Here is an 18,099-nt window from a genome sequence, read left to right as displayed (position 1 = left end):
AGGATAGTTGCTGGTAAAACGGGGCGTCCAACACTGATTGAGTATCGGATCGATATCCTCGGGGTATGAAGATGGAATTGCGGCATCTACGCTATTTCGTCGCGGTCGCGGAGGAGCAGAACTTCACGCGCGCGGCCGAGCGCCTGCACATCGCGCAGCCGCCGTTGAGCCGCCAGATACAGCAACTCGAGGAAGCGCTCGGCGTGATGCTGTTCGAGCGTCATGCGCGGCCGCTGAAGATGACCGATGCGGGCCGCTTCTTCTATTCGCACGCGATGCAACTGCTCGCGCAGACGGCCGAGCTCGAATCGATGACGAAGCGCATCGGCAAGATCGAGCGGGCGCTGTCGGTCGGCTACGTCGGCTCGACGCTGTACGGGATGCTGCCGCGCATCATCCGGCGCTTTCGCGCGGAGCATGGCGAAGTCGAGCTGAGCCTGAGCGAGATGTCGACGATGGATCAGATCCGGGCGCTGAAGGAAGGGCGGATCGACGTCGGCTTCGGCCGTATTCGTCATGAGGACCCGAGCGTGCGGCGCATCGTGCTGCGCGAGGAGCGGATGATCGTCGCGCTGCCGGACGCGCATCCGCTCGACGCGGCGAAGCCGGTGCTGTCGCTGCACGACCTTGTCAGCGAGACGCTGATCATCTTTCCGAAGTCGCCGCGGCCGAGCTATGCGGACCAGGTGCTCGCCGCGTTCCACGACCGCGCGCTGAAGCCGCACCGGATCTACGAGACGCGCGAGCTGCAGATCGCGCTCGGGCTCGTCGCGGCGGGCGAGGGCGTGTCGGTCGTGCCGCACAGCGTGTACGGGCTCAAGCGCGACGACGTCCGCTACAAGGAGCTCGACGATCCGAACCTCGTGTCGCCGATCATCATGAGCACGCGGATGCTCGACGAATCGGAGGACATTCGCGCGATGCTCGAACTCATCTATCGGTTGTACGACGAATTCAAGATGGACTACTTGCCGCCGCACGAATGAGCGGGCGCGCTGCGCGTTCGCGCCCTTCGTCGGTTAGCCTAACGAACCGTTTCGCCGTGACCTAGAATCCAACCATCACTTCGTTCGACGTGCGGGCATCGTCGTTTTCGAAGCGATTGTCCCGGGGGACCATCGATCGTCAGGTTGCTTCATATTTCGTGCGAGGAGGACGTCATGGCTCGCAAATACATCGATTGCCGGGAGTTTCCGAGCGACATGCACTGCACCGTCGCAATGTCCGCTGATTCGGATGACGAATTGCTGGAGGCGGCCGTCCAGCACGCGGTCTCGGTGCATCGTCACGCCGATTCGCCGGAACTGCGCGCGCAGCTAAGAACGCTTTTCCACGACGGCACGCCGCCCGTCGATGCACCGCGTCAAGCGTAGCGTCGACGGAACCGCCGATGCGTGTCGGTGCGCGTTGGCTCGCGGGCGCGCGTGTCGCATCCGTTCGGGCCGCGCGTTCGAATCCGTTGCCGTGCCGGTGAGTCGACAGCGGATGCGCGTTTGCACCCGGACGCGGCGGCGCGCGTCGCCGACCGCGCGGCGTGCGGTCTTTTTCCTTTCGTGCCGGAGCCCGCCGCGTCATGTGGCCGGTTCGGCGCGCTTCATCGCCGCGACGAGCGTCTTGAATCCGACCCAACCCCAGTAGACCCGGTGGCGCGTGATGCGCCCGCCCGCAACGTCGATCGATTCGTTCAGGTCGACCTGATCGCCTTGCGGCGTTTCGCGCGGATATGCCCAGATCAATTGACGGCCGGTTCGTGAAGAAGGTGTCGGTGCGGTGCCAGCGCGCGAGCTCGTTCGGCAACCGCAGGAATCCCGCTTCGAAGAACGCGCGGATCGCTGCGCCGCCGTGAAGAATGCCTTCGGCGCGGTCTCGCAGCACGGCGACGATCAGCGGCGTCTCGAGTGTCGCGTCGTATGCGTAGAGCGCCATCAGTGCGTCGAGGTCTTGGACGGGGGGCTCCTCGCCGTCGAGTCGGAAGGGCGACATCGCTACTATCGGCTGTCGAGCGCGCAGGTCGCGTTCGCGCTCGAGGGGCTCGCCACGATCGAGACGCGGCGCGCGCAGCGGCTGCGCCCGACAAGCGTTTCGACCGCCGCGTCGAGCGGCGTGTGCGGTTCCCGGCCGAGCGCGGTGACGAGCTTTGCGTTGTCCATGCGCAGCGCCTCGCGCCACAGATGGCGCATCTCGCGCATCGACGCAAATTCGCTCCCGCTCGCACGCGTGAGTGAGTGCGTGCGTGAACATCAAAGCGAACGCGGCGCATGCCGTCTATCGTTCGACGTCGCCGCCCGCTTCCCGGTACGCGCTCGGCGTTTGCCCCGTCCACTTGCGGAACGCGCGCGTGAAATTCGCCGGATCGTTGAACTGCAGCCGCTCGGCGATCGTCTTCAGATCGAGGTCCGACGCGCGCAGCAGCCGGCGCGCGTCGCGCAGCCGCGCTTCGTCGACGAGCGCGCGATAGCCGGAGCCCGCATCGAGCAGCCGCCGGCGCAGCGTGCGGGCCGACATCAAGAGGCGCCGCGCGAGTTCGTCGGGCCCAGGGTAGCCGTGCGCCGGCTGCGCGAGCTCCGCGCGCACGCGCGCGACGAGGTCGCCTTCCTCGTGACGCACGTCCGCGTATTCGCGCTCGACCTGCGCGAGCGCCTGCTGGTGCGCGACTTCATCCGCGAGCGGCAACGGCCAGTCGAGCGCGTCGTGCGACACCCACAGCGCGTTCGCCGCGCAGCCGAAGCGCATGGGCGGCAGCCGGTCGCGATAGCGCGCGTAATAGTCGGGCTCCGGCCACGCGAATTGCAGCTCGATCGGCGGATCGGCGCGCCCCGTCACCGTGCCGACGTTCTGCGCGATCCCGGTCAGCACGATCTCGAACATCGCGTGATGCTGGAGCACCGGGCTCGCTTGCACGCCGTGCAGCGCGAGTGTCGCGCCATCGTCGCGCTCCGCGTAGTGCAGCCGGTATTGGCGGTTGCGCATCCGGGAATAGCGCGCGTTGACGAGCAGCGACGCACGCAGGTCGGCAGCCGTCAGCGCCGCGTAGCCGAGAAAGCCGTGCACCGACATCCGCAGCCGCAGCCCGAGCTCGAAGCCGATTCCTTCGTCGCCGCTCAGCCGGATCGCGTTCAGCACGAGCCGCCCCCACTGCGACGGCGCGATGCGCGCGTCCGGCTCGCCGAGCACGGCGTCGCGCAGGCCGGTGCCCGCGCGGGCGTCGCGCGCGTCGATGCCGCGTTCGTCGAACACCTTCAGCAGATGCCGCAGGTACGCGACCGGAATCGTCGGCCGGCGCAAGCCAAGCTGGTCTTTCGTCGAGCGTCGCACGCGGGTGTCGTGAACCGGATGAGAATGGCCAAGATTGGCCATGAATGACAAGCATTATGGCTGCTTGACCCCTTACGGACAAGCGGCGCAAGCGCCTACGATGTGACGATCCCGATATTTCCGTTCCCGCGATAACCCATGACGACCCCGTTTCCGCACCTGCTCGCCCCGCTCGACCTCGGCTTCACGACGCTGCGCAACCGCGTGCTGATGGGCTCGATGCACACGGGCCTCGAGGATAGCCGCAAGACGCTGCCGCGGCTCGCCGACTATTTTGCCGAGCGCGCGCGCGGCGGCGTCGGCCTGATCGTCACGGGCGGCTTCGCGCCGAACGTGGCCGGCTGGACGAAGCCGTTCGGCGGCACGTTGTCGACGGGCGCCGCTGCGCGCCGGCATCGCGTGATTCCGGACGCGGTGCACGCGCAGGGCGGCAAGATCGCGCTGCAGATCCTGCATACCGGCCGCTACGGCTACCATCCGTTCACGGTCGCGCCGACGCGGCTCAAGTCGCCGATCTCGCCGTTCACGCCGCACGAGCTGACCGCGCGCGGCATCGAGCGGCAGATCCGCGCGTTCGTGCGCTGCGCGCAACTCGCCCGCGAGGCGGGCTACGACGGCGTCGAGATCATGGGCTCCGAAGGCTACCTGATCAACCAGTTCATCTCGCTGCATACGAACAAGCGCACCGACGAATGGGGCGGCTCGTATGCGAACCGGATGCGGCTGCCGGTCGAGATCGTCGAGCGCACGCGCGAGGCGGTCGGCCGCGATTTCATCATCGTCTATCGGCTGTCGATGCTCGATCTGATTCCGGACGGCAGCAACTGGGACGAAGTCGTGCTGCTCGCGAAGGCGGTCGAGCGCGCGGGCGCGACGATCATCAACACGGGCATCGGCTGGCACGAGGCGCGCGTGCCCACGATCGCGACGTCGGTGCCGCGCGGCGCGTTCGCGTGGGTCACGAAGAAGATGAAGGGCGAAGTCGGCATTCCGCTCGTGACGACGAACCGGATCAACCGGCCGGAAGTCGCCGAGCAGATTCTCGCGGACGGCTGCGCGGACATGGTGTCGATGGCGCGGCCGTTCCTCGCCGACGCCGAATTCGTGAAGAAGGCGGCCGAGGGCCGCGTCGACGAAATCAACACGTGCATCGGCTGCAATCAGGCGTGCCTCGATCACGCGTTCAAGAACCGGATCGCGTCGTGCCTGCTGAATCCGCGTGCATGCCATGAAACGGAGCTGAACTACGCGCGCGCGGCGCACGCGAAGCGCGTGGCGGTGATCGGCGCGGGGCCGGCCGGCCTCGCGTGTGCGACGGTGCTCGCGCAGCGCGGGCATCGCGTCGAGCTGTTCGACGCGGCGGCCGAGATCGGCGGCCAGTTCAACATGGCCAAGCGCATTCCGGGCAAGGAGGAGTTTCACGAGGCGCTGCGTTACTTCGCACGCCAGATCGAGCTGACGGGCGTGCAATTGCGCCTGAACCGCCGCGTCGGCGCGGCCGAGCTGATCGCGGCCGGCTACGACGATGTCGTGCTCGCGACGGGCGTCGCGCCGCGCAATCCGCACATTCCGGGCCAGGATCATCCGAAGGTGCTGACCTATATCGATGTGCTCGCGCGCAACAAGCCGATCGGCGAGCGCGTGGCGGTGGTCGGCGCGGGCGGGATCGGCTTCGACGTGTCCGAGTTTCTCGTTCAGGACGGCGAATCGCCGGCGCTCGATCTCGACGCATGGAAAGCGGAGTGGGGCGTGACCGACCCCACGCTCGCGCGTGGCGGCGTGATGCGCGGCGAGGCGGCGCCGCCCGCGCGCCGCGTCACGCTGCTGCAGCGAAAGGCGACGGGGCTCGGCAAGGGGCTCGGCAAGACGACCGGCTGGATCCACCGGGCGACGCTGAAGATGAAGCAGGTCGAGATGATCGGCGGCGTGAACTATGAGCTGATCGACGACAAGGGGCTGCACGTGACGTTCGGCAAGGAGCGCGTCGATCCGACCTTGATCGAGGCCGATACGATCGTGCTGTGCACGGGGCAGGAGCCCGAGCGCGCGCTGCTCGAGCCGTTGAAGGCGGCGGGCGTGTCCGTGCATCTGATCGGCGGCGCGGAGCTGGCCGCGGAGCTCGACGCGAAGCGCGCGATCGACCAGGGCGCGAGGCTCGCCGCGCGACTTTGAGCGCGGCGCGGCGTGCGGCGGCGCGAAGCTTGCGCGGTCGGCGCGCGTGTTCGAGCGGCGTTCGGCGCTTGTCCGCGCGTCCGGCCGCCACGCTCGTCGAAGCGGGCGACGCGGCGGAGGCGACCGGTCGCGATCGCCGGCTTCGCGCTCTGTCATGTTGGCGGCTCCGATGCGGCGGCGCATTCGAAAGCGCCGAGCAACCGAGGGCGTTTCGCGTCGACATCGCGCATGCGCAGTCATCTTCCCGCCTCGTCGAAACACGTGTCGCCAATGCTGTGACATCGTGTCGCACTGTCATTTTCAGCAAAGATGATTTGCCTCATTGACGGATTTTCATCTCGTTCGCTCGCCGTATGATGCGAGCGCTTCCGTGAGTCGGTCGTCCGTCGGTTCGCCTGGAGCGTGATACATCTTGCTGGCAAATGTGATGAATAGAAAGGCTTTCAAAGGCGTGTCGTGGTTCGGGGCGATCGGTGCGCTCGCCTCGCTGTCCGGCTGCGGGCTCGACGTGCTCGATCCGAAAGGCGCGGTGGGCGCCGCGGAGAAGTCGCTGATCGCGACGTCGACGTGGGCGATGCTGATCGTGGTCGTGCCGGTGATCCTCCTCACGCTGCTGTTCGCGTGGCGCTACCGCGCATCGAACCGCAACGCGACCTACGCGCCGAAGTGGGCGCATTCCACCGCGATCGAGATCGTGATCTGGACGGTTCCGTCGCTGATCATCCTGTTTCTCGGCATCCTCACGTGGAAGACGACGCACGCGCTCGACCCGTACCGGCCGCTCGAATCGTCGGTGAAGCCGATCAACGTCGAGGTCGTCGCGCTCGACTGGAAATGGCTCTTCGTCTATCCCGATCTCGGCATTGCTTCGGTGAACCAACTGGCGGTGCCCGTCGGCACGCCGATCAATTTCCGGATCACGTCCGATTCGGTGATGAACTCGTTCTTCATTCCGCAGCTCGGCACGCAGGTCTACGCGATGGCCGGCATGCAGACGCGCCTGCACCTGATCGCCGACGAGCCGGGCGATTTCGCCGGCATTTCCGCGAACTACAGCGGCCGCGGCTTCTCGGACATGAAGTTCCGCACGCTCGCGACATCGCGCGACGCGTTCGACGCTTGGGTCGCGAAGGTGCGCGCATCGGCCGACCGGCTCGACATGACCGCATACGGCCAGCTCGCGCAGCCGAGCGAGAAGCAGCCCGTGCGCTACTACTCGACGGTCGATTCGCGGCTCTTTCACAACATCATCGCGAAGTACAACGACGGCCACGTCCTCGACCTGACGGACGCCGCCTGTCGGACGAAGAGGTAATGCATGTTCGGTAAATTGACGCTTTCGGCGATCCCGTTCGATCAGCCGATCATCATGGGCGCGGGTGCGTTCATGGGGCTCGTCGTGCTCGGAATTCTGGGCGCGCTGACCTATACGAAGCGCTGGAAATGGCTGTGGACGGAGTGGCTCACGTCGGTCGACCACAAGAAGCTCGGCGTGATGTACATCATCGTCGCGCTGATCATGCTGCTGCGCGGCTTCGCGGACGCGGTGATGATGCGCCTGCAGCTCGCGCTCGCGTACAACGGCCCCGGCTATCTGCCGCCGCACCACTACGATCAGGTCTTCACCGCGCACGGCGTCATCATGATCTTCTTCATGGCGATGGCGTTCATGATCGGCCTGATGAACATCATCGTGCCGCTGCAGATCGGCGCGCGCGACGTCGCGTTCCCTTTCATCAATTCGCTGAGCTTCTGGATGACGGCGGTCTCGGCGATCCTGATCAACATCTCGCTCGTCGTCGGCGAATTCGCGCAGACGGGCTGGCTCGCGTATCCGCCGCTGTCGGAGCTGCAGTTCAGCCCGGGCGTGGGCGTCGATTACTACCTGTGGGCGCTGCAGATATCCGGCGTCGGCACGCTGCTCACGGGCGTGAACTTCTTCGTGACGATCCTGCGGATGCGCGCGCCCGGCATGACGATGATGAAGATGCCCGTGTTCACGTGGACCGCGCTCTGCACGAATGTGCTGATCATGGCGTCGTTCCCGATCCTGACGGTCACGCTCGCGCTGCTCGGCCTCGACCGCTACCTCGGCATGCACTTCTTCACGAACGACGCCGGCGGCAACGCGATGCTGTATCTGAACCTGATCTGGGCGTGGGGCCATCCCGAGGTCTACATCCTGATCCTGCCCGCGTTCGGGATCTTCTCGGAAGTGGTCGCCACCTACGCGAAGAAGCCGCTGTTCGGCTACAAGACGATGGTCTACGCGAGCTGCGCGATCATGGTGCTGTCGTTCCTCGTGTGGCTGCATCACTTCTTCACGATGGGCTCGGGCGCGAACGTGAATGCGTTTTTCGGGATCATGACGATGGTGATCGCGATCCCGACCGGCGTGAAGGTGTTCAACTGGCTGTTCACGATCTATCGCGGCCGGCTCGAATTCTCGACGCCGGTTCTCTGGACGATCGGCTTCATGGTGACGTTCACGCTCGGCGGGATGACGGGCGTGATGATGGCGATTCCGGGCGCGGACTTCGTGCTGCACAACAGCCTGTTCCTGATCGCGCACTTCCACAACGTGATCATCGGCGGCGTGCTGTTTGGTTATCTCGCGGGCTTCAACTACTGGTTCCCGAAGGTGTTCGGCTTCAAGCTGAACGAGAAGCTCGGCAAGGCGGCGTTCTGGTTCTGGCAGGTCGGCTTCTATGTCGCGTTCGTGCCGCTGTACGTGCTCGGCTTCATGGGGATGACGCGCCGCCTGAATCATTACGACAATCCCGCGTGGCATCCGTGGCTCATCGTCGCCGCGTGCGGCGCCGGGCTGATCGCGATCGGCATCGCATGCCAGTTGTTGCAGCTCGTCGTCAGCCTGCGCGATCGCAAGCTGCCTGGGAACCGCGATCTGACGGGCGACCCGTGGGGCGGCCGCACGCTCGAATGGGCGACGTCGTCGCCGCCGCCCGCGTACAACTTCGCGACGATTCCCACCGTGCACACGCTCGACGAGTTCGCGTACCGCAAGGGGCGCGGCCTCGGCCTCGGCAAGCAGGCGGAGTATCGCGACATCCACATGCCGTCGAACACGAGCGCGGGCCTCTTCGTCGGCGTGTTCAGCCTCGTGCTCGGCTTCGCGGCGGTGTGGCATATCTGGTGGCTCGCGATCGCGTCGCTTGTCGGCATCGTCGTGACGGTGATCGCGTATAGCGCGAGCGACAACGACGGCTATTACATCCCGGCCGACGCCGTGCGCAAGATCGAGGAAAAACGCGGCGGCGCGCGCTTCGTTGCGCGGCCGGCGGAAGTCGAACTGGAGGCAAACTGATGTCGTATCAATCCGTGAGCGCCGCTCGTCATCAGGCCGCGCACGATCATCCGCCGTCGCACTCGGTGTTCGGCTTCTGGCTGTACCTGATGACCGACTGCGTGATCTTCGCCGCGCTGTTCGCCGTGTTCGCGGTGATGGCGCATCAATTCGCGGGCGGCCCGACCGCGGTCGACCTGTTCGACATTCCGGGCGTCGCGCTCGAAACCGCACTGCTGCTGCTCTCGAGCATCACGTATGGCTTCGCGATGATCGGCGCGCAGCGCGGCCGCCGTGGCGTGCTGTTCGGCTGGCTCGCGGTGACGTTCGCGCTCGGCGCGGCGTTCCTCGGCCTCGAGCTGCGCGAGTTCTCGCACCTGATCGCCGAGGGCGCGGGTCCGCAGCGCAGCGCGTTCCTGTCGTCGTTCTTCACGCTCGTCGGCACGCACGGGCTGCACGTCGCGATCGGCCTCCTGTGGATGGCCGTGCTCGCGTTCCAGGCGATGCGCCGCCCGGCGCTGACCGAGCGCGACATCCGGCGCCTTACGTGCCTCAGCCTCTTCTGGCACTTCCTCGACATCGTCTGGATCTGCGTCTTTACCTTTGTCTATCTCGCGAGCGTGATCTAAATGGCCGATACGCATCTCTCTCACGACGGCGAAGCGCACGGCACCGTCGGCGGATATATCGCGGGCTTCCTGCTGTCGGTGCTGCTGACGGCCGCATCGTTCGGGCTCGTGCTGAGCGGCGCGCTGTCGTCGCACGCGTCGCTCGTCGGGCTCGCGGCGCTCGCGTTCGTGCAGATCGTCGTGCACCTCGTGTACTTCCTGCACATGAACGGATCGTCCAGCCAGCGCTGGAACGTGATGGCGTTCAGCTACACGGTGCTGACGGCGGCGATCCTGATCGTCGGCACGCTTTGGGTCATGCACAACGTCGGCATGAACATGATGTCGCGTTGAGCATGAGTTTTGCATGCGCCGAGAGGGCCGGCGCATGCCCGCGCGGCTCAGCGATCGTCGTCGCGGATCGACGACGGGTGGCGGCACAATGCGCGCACGTCGATCCGCATGTACGGAAAGAGCGGTAGCTGGCTCAGCACGTCGTGCAGATGCGCGGGGCTCTCGACGTCGAAGATGCTGACGTTCGCATAGCGGCCCGCGATGCGCCACAGATGCCGCCACACGCCTTCGCGCTGCAGCCGCTGCGCGATCTCCCTTTCTTCCGCCTTCAGGGCCGCGGCCTTCACCGGATCGATGTCGGCGGGCAGGTTGACGATCATTTCCACATGAAACAGCATGGCTTGCTATATGAACGCGTCCCGTTTGCAACAGTTTTCGTGTGTTTTAACGGACAGGATGGGCTGCAGCTCTATATCCGGCCTTGTTGCAGCCGGTCCTGCCGCTGCGGGCCCCTATGAAATACGCTGACTCGCACCTCATTCTCCTGGCGAGCTTTCGGAGCTCTTCAAGCCATTCAGGTTTAGCGAGCCCCGGTCCTACCTGATTTGTCATCACACTCGATTGCTGCGCAACCTTTCGACGTTCACCCTGTGTTAAGCGTTGATCTTTCTACTCTTGCGTGAGCCACTCAAGCTGGCTTCACGCTCACGTAGTCCTTCCGGTACGGCCGGTCATGAGCGAGCACCGCCCAGATCGTCCGCGCCATCTTGTTGGCCAGCGCCACGATCACCCCATTCGCTGGCCGCCGTTTCTTCATCTGCTCGACCCACGGGCCGGGCTCCTTCGCATGACTCAACACGCTTCGCGCGCCGTGAATCAGCAGTGTTCGCAGATAGGTGTCGCCGCGCCGGCTGATCCCGTGCAGGTTCACCTTGCCGCCCGAGCCGGTCTGCTTCGGTACCAGGCCGGCCCACGCCGCAAACTCGCGCCCCGAACTGAATGCCTTCGGATCGCCCATCATCGCCACCGCCGCTGTTGCCGTCAGCAGCCCCACGCCGGGAATCTCGCTGATCGCCGCAACCGCTTCATCCTCCTTCTTCCATTCACGCATCCGGCGTTCGATCTCGGCGATCTGCCCGTCCAGCCTCGCCAACCCGCTCCCGCTCCACTGCTCCCGCAACGTATCGATCAGCGCCGCCGGCAGGCGCTCCGCGAGCCGGTCAAGTGCCGCCGGGATGGCCTTGTCCAGTTTCGCTCGCCCCCGGCTCATCACCTCGCCGTATTCCGTCAGTAACCCGCGCAGTCCGTTGCTCTGCATCGTGCGGAACTTCACCAACTGCTCGCGCATCCGGTGCAGCGCCAGCATCGCCTGCTGCATTTCCGTCTTCATCGCCACCGGCTTGCACGGCTGCTGCACCGCCAGCCAGATCGCCCGCGCGTCCGCCGCATCATTCTTGTTGCGGATGTTGAATGCCTTCACGAACTCCGCTGGCATCAGCCTGACCTCATGACCCAGCCGCGTCAGTTCCCGCGCCCAGTGGTGTGCGCCGCCGCACGCCTCCATCCCAATCAGGCACCGCGCACGGTTCGCGAAGTGCTCCAGAAACTTCGCCCGCTTGATCGGCTTGTTGACGATCTCTCCGCTGCCCTGAGCGACGTAATGCACCTGGAACACGTTCTTGGCGATATCTACGCCCACTGCCATACTGTTCATCGTGGATCCTCCGGTTGCCGGGAAATGCGTGCATTTTCCACTTGGGCACTTCGATGCCGTTGGCCCGTGAGGATCCACCCACTTCCTCTGCTCTCACGGTTTCGGGTGGGACGCGTTCATTTCAATTCTCCTTGCGACGAACGTGACGGCGACGCGGATCACGCCTGCGCGCGCACGCGCTCGACATCGCTTGCCGGCACGTCGCCGCGCTCGCGCGTCAGCGTGAAATCGAAGTCGATCAGCGCGAACTGGCCGTCGATGCCATAGGGCTTGCCTTGCGCGCCTTCCGCCTGCGCGATCTTCGGAATCAGTTCTTCGCGCGTCGCGAACGCGAAGTCATCCCAGATGTGCGGGTCGCCCTCGATGTTGATCTGCGTCGTCAGCTTGCGATGGCCGGACGCCGACACGAAGAAGTGAATGTGCGCGGGGCGGTGGCCGTGGCGGCCGAGCTGGTCGAGCAACTGTTCGGTCTTGCTGCCGGGCGGCACGCTGTAGCCGACGGGCAGCACGCTGCGGAAGCTGTAGCGGCCTTCGGCGTCGGTGCGGATCGAGCGGCGCAGGTTGAACGCGGGCTGCGACGGATCGAAGTACGAATAATTGCCGAGATGGTTCGCATGCCAGACTTCGACGAGCGCATTCGCGAGCGGCGCGCCGTCCTCGCCGAGCACGCGGCCGCGCATCACGAGCGTGCGGCCCGGATCGGTGCCGTCGTCGAGCCGCGCATGGCCGACCGATTCCGGCGCGCCCGCGACGTACAGCGGCCCTTCGATCGTGCGCGGCGTACCGCCTTGCAGGCCCGCCTTCGCTTCGGCCTCGTCCATCCGCACGTCGAGGAAGCGCTCGAAGCCGAGGCCGGCTGCGATGAGGCCGAATTCCTTGCCGGCTTCGTTCAGGTAGTTGAGCGCGGTCCAGAACTCGCTCGGCTGCACGTCGAAATCCTCGATCGTGTAGCACAGGTCCCTCACGATCCGGTTGACGATCGCGCGCGTGCGCGGGTTGCCGGGCTTCGTCGCGGCGTCGTCGAACGATTTCAGCAGGGCGTCGATGGCTTCCTTGTTCATCAGTGTCTCCAATATCGAATAGTGGCGTGGGTCAGCGGGCCTTGCGTCGCATCCGCTCGATGCGGGCCCAGTCGAAAGCGATGCCGAGACCGGGGGCGGCCGGCAGGCGCAGCTTGAAATCCTCGTAGCGTAGCGGCTCGACGAGGATCTCCTCGGTCAGCAGCAGCGGGCCGAACAGCTCGGTACCCCACTCGAGCGCGCCGAACGTGCTGAACAGTTGCGCGGACGCGATCGTGCCGGCCGCGCCTTCGAGCATCGTGCCGCCGTACAGATCGATGTCGGCTGCGGCCGCGATCGCCGCGACGGCTGCCGCGCCTTGCAGGCCGCCCGACTGCGCGATCTTCACCGCGAACACGTCGGCCGCGCGATCGCGGGCGAGCGCGAATGCATCGACGGGGCCGTGCAGTGCCTCGTCGGCCATGATCGGAATGTGCGCGAGTGCGGTCAGGCGCTTGAGGCCCGCGCGATTCGCCGCGGCGATCGGTTGCTCGACGAGGCTTACGCCCGCGTCCGCGAGCCGCGCGCCGGCCCATACGGCCTCGCTCTCGGTCCACGCCTGGTTCACGTCGACGCGCACGTCGCCGTGCTCGCCGAGCGCGCGCTTGATCGCGACGACGTGCGCGACGTCGTCGGCCACCGCCCGCGCGCCGATCTTCAGCTTGAACGCGCGATGGCGGCGCGCTTCGAGCATCGCTTCGGCCTCCGCAATATCGCGCGCGGTATCGCCGCTCGCGAGCGTCCACGCCACGTCGAGCGCATCGGTCGTCCTGCCGCCGAACAGCTCGGACAGCGGCACGCCGAGCCGGCGCGCGTGCGCGTCGAAGAGCGCGGTCTCTAGCGCGCACTTCGCGAAGCGGTTGCCCTGGAGCAGCTTGCGCACGCGCGCCATCGCGGCGCCCGGGCGGGTTGCGTCCGCGCCTTGCAACAGCGGCGCGAAATAGGCGTCGATGTTCGTCTTGATGCTCTCGGGGCTCTCTTCGCCGTATGCGAGACCGCCGATCGTCGTGCCTTCGCCGACGCCCTCGATACCGTCCGAGCATCGAACGCGGACGAGCACGAGCGTCTGGCAATTCATCGTCGCGACCGCGAGCCGGTGCGGCCGGATCGTCGGCACGTCGACGAGCAGCGTGTCGACCCGGTCGATCGTGACCCGGTCGATCGTGATGCCTGTTGCTATCATCGGAATCCTCCTGTCGCACACATGGTAGAAACAAACGCGCGACGGCGTCCAACACCCTTTCCGACTACTTCCATACTTTCGAGGTATGCATGGAACTGCGTCAGCTCCGGTACTTCATCGCGGTGGCCGAGGAGATGAACATCACGCGCGCCGCGCAACGGCTGCACATGACGCAGCCGCCGTTGAGCCGTCAGCTCCAACTGATCGAGGACGAGATCGGCCTGCCGCTCTTCGAGCGCGGCGCGCGGCCGCTCAAGCTGACCGACGCCGGGCGGGTGCTGTACGCGCAGGCGCGGCGCGTGCTCGAGCAGGCCGACGAGCTCGCGCCGCTCACGCGGCGGCTCGCGCAGGCGGCCGAGCGGATCGTGATCGGCTTCGTGCCGTCGACGCTGTACGGCGCGCTGCCCGACGTGATTCGCGCGTTTCGCGAGGCGGCTCCGGCCGTCGAGCTGTCACTGATCGAAATGTTCACGCTCGAGCAGCTCGGCGCGCTGAAGGGCGGGCGCATCGACATCGGCTTCGGCCGGCTGCGCTTCGACGACGAACAGCTCGTGCGCGAGGTGCTCGTCGAGGAGCGGCTGATCGCGGCGTTGCCGCACGGGCATCCGCTCGCCGCGCCCGGTGCGCCGATCTCGCTCGCGGACATCGCCGGGCAGACGCTGATCGTGTATCCGAGCACGCCGCGGCCGAGCTTCGCCGATCAGCAACTGTCCGCGCTGCGCGACGGCGGGCTCGCGCCCGCTGCGGTGCACGAGGTGCGCGAGCTGCAGACGGCGCTCGGGCTCGTCGCGGCGCAGGTCGGCGTGTCGCTCGTGCCGGAGAGCGTCGAAGGGGTGCGGGTGAAGGGCGTCGTCTACCGGCGGCTGCCGGAGCCCGTCGCGACGTCGCCGATCATCCTGAGCCGGCGGCTGCACGACGAAAGCCGCGCGACCGGGCTGTTCTGCGCGCTCGCGCGCGAGTTGATGGCAGGCCGCTGACGCCGCGCGCCGTCTCCCATGTGCGCGTGCGCCGCGCCGGATGCCGCGCGCGGGCGAAGGACGGCGCAAGAATCAGGCGTCGCGCCGATCGGCCAGCGTCGCGGACGGCAGCTCGCCGAACCGCTCGCGGTAGGCGATCGCGAAGCGGCCGAAGTGCGCGAAACCGCAGTCGAGCGCGATCTCGGCGATCCTGCGGTCGGGCGCCGCCGTGCGCAGCAGGTCGCGCGCGCGGTCGAGGCGCAGCTTGCGCAGGTATTGCATCGGGCTCATTCCGCGAAACTGCAGGAAACCATCGCGCAGCGTGCGCTCGGGCACGCCTGCCGCCTGCGCGATGTCCGCGAGTTGCAGCGGCTGCGCGAGCTGCGCGTAGATGAACTCCTGCGCGCGCCGCACGAAGCCCGGCGCCGGATCGGCGCGCCGCGCGGGCGCCGCAGCAGGCGGATGCCCGTCGATCAGCAGATCGAGCAGCAACTGTTCGAGCCGCGCCGCGACGCGCGGGTTCGCGCTCGCGCTCGCGAGCAGTTCCGGCGAGCGCGCGACGAGCTTCAGTTGCTGCATCCACGCGCTCAGCGCCGAATCGTCTACGCCGATCACCGGATCGAGCGACGCTGCCGTGTCGCCCGCGTGCGCGGCGAGCGTCGCCGCATCGATACGGAGGACGAACTGCTCGCAATCGCGGGACAGATGCGCGTCGAACGGCTCGCCGGGCGCGCACAGCACGCCCGTGTGCGCATCGACGTCGAACGCGCGGCCCATCGTGCGAACCTGCGCGGCACCCGTCAGACAAAACATCAGCAGGTGGTAGCCGTCGACCGCATCCACGCGCACCCGCATGGCGTCGCCGAACGCGATGGTCCCGATTCCTAGCCCGCCGAGCCGCACGAAATCCATGTGCGACGGCCCGTGACGCGTGCCGTCCGGCAGCAGCGCGTGCGGCTGCATCACGCGCGAGATCCGCTCGCGCGTCTCGTCGAGATCGCGCGATTCGAATAGCCGGTGCTCGCGCAGCGCGAGCGGATCGAATGGGGTCGGGGGCATGATCGTCTGCCTCGCACAAAGCGCCGGCGTCCTGAATATCGTTCGTCGGCCGGGCGGCATGTCTGATGCGCGCATCGTAGCGCGGAAATCCGCCGGAAGTGGATACTGCGTCGCCGCAATCGCACTTTCCGGATAGACGGCGAATTCTAGCGTTTCAAAAATCGGTGTCGTCAGGCGGATTGTCGATCGCGTCAATCGCAAGCATCTTGCATGGGATCGGAGCAAGCGCTTTAGCGCTAACTGCGATCGACCGCCGAGGGACCAGAGTAAGTGCTGAAGCGCCAGCTCTGGTCAACCACGGCATGGGATCGGAGCAAGCGCTGAAGCGCTAACTGCGGTCGACCGCCGAGGGACCAGAGTAAGCGCTGAAGCGCTAACTCTGGTCAACCACGGCATGGGATCGGAGCAAGCGCTAAAGCGCTAACTCCGATCGACCGCCGAGGGACCAGAGTAAGCGCTGAAGCGCTAACTCTGGTCAACCACGGCATGGGATCGGAGCAAGCGCTGAAGCGCTAACTCCGATCGACCGCCGAGGGACCAGAGTAAGCGCTGAAGCGCTAACTCTGGTCAACCACGGCATGGGATCGGAGTAAGCGCTGAAGCGCTAACTCCGATCGACAGGAGACAACAATGGACCCGACCGAATCTCCAGTGATACTGATCGATCACACCGATTCGTCCGACGTGCGATTCCCGCACGACGACGGCTCGCGCGTGCCGTACAAGGTGTTCAGCTCGCAAGCGGTGTACGACCGCGAGCAGGAGCGAATCTTCCGCGGGCAGACGTGGAATTTCGTCGCGCTCGAAGCGGAAATCCCGAAGCCGGGCGACTTCAAGAGCACGTTCGTCGGCGATACGCCCGTCGTCGTCACGCGCCGCGAGGACGGCGCACTCGCCGCGTGGGTGAACCGCTGCGCGCATCGCGGCGCGCAGGTGTGCCGCAAGGCGCGCGGCAACGCAAGCTCGCACACGTGCGTATATCACCAATGGAGCTTCGACAGCCAAGGCAACCTGCTCGGCGTGCCGTTCCGGCGCGGCCAGAAGGGCATGGCCGGAATGCCCGCGGATTTCGATCCGAAAAACCACGGGCTGCGCAAGCTGCAAGTCGACAGCTACAAGGGCCTCGTGTTCGCGACGTTCAGCGACGCCGTCGCGCCGCTACCCGATTACCTCGGCGCGCAGATGCGGCCGTGGATCGACCGGATCTTCCACAAGCCGATCGAGTATCTCGGCTGCACACGGCAGTTCTCGAAATCGAACTGGAAGCTGTACTTCGAGAACGTGAAGGACCCGTATCACGCGAGCATGCTGCATCTGTTCCATACGACGTTCAACATCTTCCGCGTCGGGATGAAGGCGCGTTCGATCCCGGACGCGACGCACGGGCTGCACAGCATCATCACGATGACGAAGGCGCGCGACGACGCGGACACCGCGACCGCGTACAAGCAGCAGAACATCCGTTCGTTCGACGAAGGTTTTTCGCTCGAGGACGATTCGATCCTCGCGCTGGTATCCGAATACGACGAGGACACGACGAATCACATCCAGCCGATCTTCCCGCAGCTCGTGATCCAGCAGATCCACAACACGCTCGTCGCGCGCCAACTGCTGCCGAAGGGGCCGAAGAACTTCGAGCTGATCTTCCACTTCTTCGGCTACGCGGACGACACGCCCGAGCTGCGCGATTTGCGGATCAGGCAGGCAAACCTCGTCGGGCCCGCGGGCTATATCTCGATGGAGGACACCGAGGCGACCGAGCTCGTCCAGCGCGGCACCGTGCGCGATGCGCACGCGGCGTCGGTGATCGAGATGTCGCGCGGCAATCCGGACCAGCAGGACACGGCGATCACCGAAAGCCTGATCCGCAAGTTCTGGGTCGGCTACCAGCAGTTGATGGGCTATTGAAGCGGGAGGCGAACATGACCGGCATCACCGACGACATCACCGACGACATTCGCACGTGGTACGAGCTGCACCTGCTGCAGGACCGCTACATCGGCCATCTCGACAACGACCGCCTCGAGCGCTGGCCGGAGCTCTTCACCGAAGACTGCCTGTACGAGATCGTCCCGAAGGAAAACGCGGACCTGGGGCTGCCGATCGGCATCGTCCACTGCACGAACCGGCGAATGCTGCGCGATCGCGTCGTGTCGCTGCGCCACGCGAACATCTACGAGGCGCACACGTACCGGCACCTGACGTCCGGGCTCGCGATCGTCGGCGGCCAGGACGGCGAGATCGAGACCGAGAGCAGCTACGTCGTCGTGCAGACGCGCAGCGACGGCGAATCGAACGTCTACCAGGCGGGCAAGTATTACGACACGGTCGTGCGCACGGCCGCAGGGTTGCGCTACAGGAAGAAGCGCGTGATTTACGACACGTCGCGCGTGCAGACGCTGCTCGCGACGCCGATCTGATTCGACAAGGAGTTCG

Annotated in this window: 16 protein-coding genes and 2 pseudogenes; 10 read left to right on the top strand and 8 right to left on the bottom strand. The window is 66.1% G+C overall.

The window, feature by feature from the left end; all coding sequences use genetic code 11:
- The first annotated feature begins 71 nt into the window (after nucleotides 1-71).
- Nucleotides 72-986, top strand: coding sequence for a LysR family transcriptional regulator (locus WT16_RS22090; RefSeq protein ID WP_063534935.1), 915 nt, complete (start codon nucleotides 72-74; stop codon nucleotides 984-986).
- A 174-nt stretch (nucleotides 987-1,160) separates the two neighbouring features.
- Nucleotides 1,161-1,373, top strand: a complete 213-nt coding sequence (locus WT16_RS22085; protein WP_009915794.1) for a DUF1059 domain-containing protein — start codon at nucleotides 1,161-1,163, stop codon at nucleotides 1,371-1,373.
- A gap of 198 nt (nucleotides 1,374-1,571) precedes the next feature.
- Here the strand turns inward: WT16_RS22085 and WT16_RS35100 are convergent.
- From WT16_RS35100 to WT16_RS22075, 3 genes and pseudogenes are all read right to left on the bottom strand, one after another.
- A pseudogene (locus tag WT16_RS35100) lies at nucleotides 1,572-1,983 on the bottom strand (nuclear transport factor 2 family protein).
- 5 nt (nucleotides 1,984-1,988) lie between these two features.
- Nucleotides 1,989-2,189: pseudogene (locus tag WT16_RS22080) on the bottom strand (hypothetical protein); the annotation flags it as partial.
- Nucleotides 2,190-2,265: 76 nt separating this feature from the next.
- Entirely contained in the window at nucleotides 2,266-3,357 is a 1,092-nt protein-coding gene (locus tag WT16_RS22075) for an AraC family transcriptional regulator (protein WP_063534214.1), read from the bottom strand.
- Between the two features lie 96 nt (nucleotides 3,358-3,453).
- Here WT16_RS22075 and WT16_RS22070 point away from each other — a divergent pair, with 96 nt between their 5' ends.
- The 5 genes from WT16_RS22070 to cyoD all read left to right on the top strand — a co-directional run bounded on the left by WT16_RS22070 (nucleotide 3,454) and on the right by cyoD (nucleotide 9,753).
- Nucleotides 3,454-5,487, top strand: coding sequence for an NADPH-dependent 2,4-dienoyl-CoA reductase (locus tag WT16_RS22070; RefSeq protein WP_063534213.1), 2,034 nt, complete (start codon nucleotides 3,454-3,456; stop codon nucleotides 5,485-5,487).
- A gap of 427 nt (nucleotides 5,488-5,914) precedes the next feature.
- Nucleotides 5,915-6,802, top strand: coding sequence for a ubiquinol oxidase subunit II (gene cyoA / locus WT16_RS22065; RefSeq protein ID WP_063534212.1), 888 nt, complete (start codon nucleotides 5,915-5,917; stop codon nucleotides 6,800-6,802).
- 3 nt (nucleotides 6,803-6,805) lie between these two features.
- Entirely contained in the window at nucleotides 6,806-8,812 is a 2,007-nt protein-coding gene (cyoB, locus tag WT16_RS22060) for a cytochrome o ubiquinol oxidase subunit I (protein WP_006028020.1), read from the top strand.
- Entirely contained in the window at nucleotides 8,812-9,420 is a 609-nt protein-coding gene (cyoC, locus tag WT16_RS22055; protein ID WP_015602612.1) for a cytochrome o ubiquinol oxidase subunit III, read from the top strand. The genes cyoB and cyoC overlap by 1 nt, the downstream gene beginning before the upstream one ends.
- A complete protein-coding gene (cyoD, locus tag WT16_RS22050; RefSeq protein WP_015603342.1) occupies nucleotides 9,421-9,753 on the top strand; it encodes a cytochrome o ubiquinol oxidase subunit IV in 333 nt (110 codons plus the stop codon).
- Nucleotides 9,754-9,800: 47 nt separating this feature from the next.
- Here the strand turns inward: cyoD and catC are convergent, their stop codons facing one another.
- The 4 genes from catC to WT16_RS22030 form a co-directional block, all read right to left on the bottom strand.
- A complete protein-coding gene (gene catC, locus WT16_RS22045) occupies nucleotides 9,801-10,091 on the bottom strand; it encodes a muconolactone Delta-isomerase (RefSeq protein ID WP_015603854.1) in 291 nt (96 codons plus the stop codon).
- Nucleotides 10,092-10,381: 290 nt separating this feature from the next.
- A complete protein-coding gene (locus tag WT16_RS22040) occupies nucleotides 10,382-11,407 on the bottom strand; it encodes an IS110 family transposase (protein WP_063534211.1) in 1,026 nt (341 codons plus the stop codon).
- A gap of 158 nt (nucleotides 11,408-11,565) precedes the next feature.
- Nucleotides 11,566-12,468 carry a catechol 1,2-dioxygenase gene (gene catA, locus WT16_RS22035; protein WP_063534210.1) on the bottom strand — a complete coding sequence of 301 codons (903 nt, stop codon included), beginning with the start codon at nucleotides 12,466-12,468 and terminating at the stop codon, nucleotides 11,566-11,568.
- A 31-nt stretch (nucleotides 12,469-12,499) separates the two neighbouring features.
- On the bottom strand, nucleotides 12,500-13,648 hold the full coding sequence (locus tag WT16_RS22030; RefSeq protein ID WP_063534209.1) for a muconate/chloromuconate family cycloisomerase: 1,149 nt from the start codon (nucleotides 13,646-13,648) through the stop codon (nucleotides 12,500-12,502).
- Nucleotides 13,649-13,737: 89 nt separating this feature from the next.
- On the opposite strand from WT16_RS22030, the gene WT16_RS22025 reads away from it, so the two are divergent.
- A complete protein-coding gene (locus tag WT16_RS22025; RefSeq protein WP_063534208.1) occupies nucleotides 13,738-14,625 on the top strand; it encodes a LysR family transcriptional regulator in 888 nt (295 codons plus the stop codon).
- Nucleotides 14,626-14,697: 72 nt separating this feature from the next.
- On the opposite strand, the gene andR is transcribed toward WT16_RS22025, so the two are convergent.
- Nucleotides 14,698-15,723, bottom strand: a complete 1,026-nt coding sequence (andR, locus tag WT16_RS22020; protein WP_041862155.1) for an anthranilate 1,2-dioxygenase regulatory protein AndR — start codon at nucleotides 15,721-15,723, stop codon at nucleotides 14,698-14,700.
- A gap of 570 nt (nucleotides 15,724-16,293) precedes the next feature.
- On the opposite strand from andR, the gene andAc reads away from it, so the two are divergent.
- Nucleotides 16,294-17,571 (top strand): anthranilate 1,2-dioxygenase large subunit AndAc, encoded by a 1,278-nt coding sequence (gene andAc, locus WT16_RS22015; protein ID WP_063534207.1) that lies wholly within the window; start codon nucleotides 16,294-16,296, stop codon nucleotides 17,569-17,571.
- 14 nt (nucleotides 17,572-17,585) lie between these two features.
- Nucleotides 17,586-18,083, top strand: coding sequence for an anthranilate 1,2-dioxygenase small subunit AndAd (andAd, locus tag WT16_RS22010; protein WP_006028010.1), 498 nt, complete (start codon nucleotides 17,586-17,588; stop codon nucleotides 18,081-18,083).
- Nucleotides 18,084-18,099 lie beyond the last annotated feature (16 nt).

This window comes from Burkholderia sp. MSMB1589WGS, from assembly GCF_001636105.1.
In the GTDB taxonomy this organism is placed as follows: domain Bacteria; phylum Pseudomonadota; class Gammaproteobacteria; order Burkholderiales; family Burkholderiaceae; genus Burkholderia; species Burkholderia humptydooensis.
Note: the sequence above shows the minus strand (reverse complement) of the source record. Positions and strands in the feature narration are given on the sequence as shown.

Excerpts from the sequence above, each read along its gene's own strand:
- WT16_RS22085 (WP_009915794.1), top strand. The coding sequence starts at position 1,161 with ATGGCTCGCAAATACATCGATTGCCGGGAGTTTCCGAGCGACATGCAC.
- andAd (WP_006028010.1), top strand. The coding sequence starts at position 17,586 with ATGACCGGCATCACCGACGACATCACCGACGACATTCGCACGTGGTAC.
- WT16_RS22040 (WP_063534211.1), bottom strand. The coding sequence starts at position 11,407 with ATGAACAGTATGGCAGTGGGCGTAGATATCGCCAAGAACGTGTTCCAG.
- andAc (WP_063534207.1), top strand. The coding sequence starts at position 16,294 with ATGGACCCGACCGAATCTCCAGTGATACTGATCGATCACACCGATTCG.
- WT16_RS22090 (WP_063534935.1), top strand. The coding sequence starts at position 72 with ATGGAATTGCGGCATCTACGCTATTTCGTCGCGGTCGCGGAGGAGCAG.
- WT16_RS22070 (WP_063534213.1), top strand. The coding sequence starts at position 3,454 with ATGACGACCCCGTTTCCGCACCTGCTCGCCCCGCTCGACCTCGGCTTC.
- cyoC (WP_015602612.1), top strand. The coding sequence starts at position 8,812 with ATGTCGTATCAATCCGTGAGCGCCGCTCGTCATCAGGCCGCGCACGAT.
- WT16_RS22075 (WP_063534214.1), bottom strand. The coding sequence starts at position 3,357 with ATGGCCAATCTTGGCCATTCTCATCCGGTTCACGACACCCGCGTGCGA.
- WT16_RS22030 (WP_063534209.1), bottom strand. The coding sequence starts at position 13,648 with ATGATAGCAACAGGCATCACGATCGACCGGGTCACGATCGACCGGGTC.
- andR (WP_041862155.1), bottom strand. The coding sequence starts at position 15,723 with ATGCCGCCCGGCCGACGAACGATATTCAGGACGCCGGCGCTTTGTGCG.
- cyoD (WP_015603342.1), top strand. The coding sequence starts at position 9,421 with ATGGCCGATACGCATCTCTCTCACGACGGCGAAGCGCACGGCACCGTC.
- WT16_RS22025 (WP_063534208.1), top strand. The coding sequence starts at position 13,738 with ATGGAACTGCGTCAGCTCCGGTACTTCATCGCGGTGGCCGAGGAGATG.
- catA (WP_063534210.1), bottom strand. The coding sequence starts at position 12,468 with ATGAACAAGGAAGCCATCGACGCCCTGCTGAAATCGTTCGACGACGCC.
- catC (WP_015603854.1), bottom strand. The coding sequence starts at position 10,091 with ATGCTGTTTCATGTGGAAATGATCGTCAACCTGCCCGCCGACATCGAT.
- cyoB (WP_006028020.1), top strand. The coding sequence starts at position 6,806 with ATGTTCGGTAAATTGACGCTTTCGGCGATCCCGTTCGATCAGCCGATC.
- cyoA (WP_063534212.1), top strand. The coding sequence starts at position 5,915 with ATGAATAGAAAGGCTTTCAAAGGCGTGTCGTGGTTCGGGGCGATCGGT.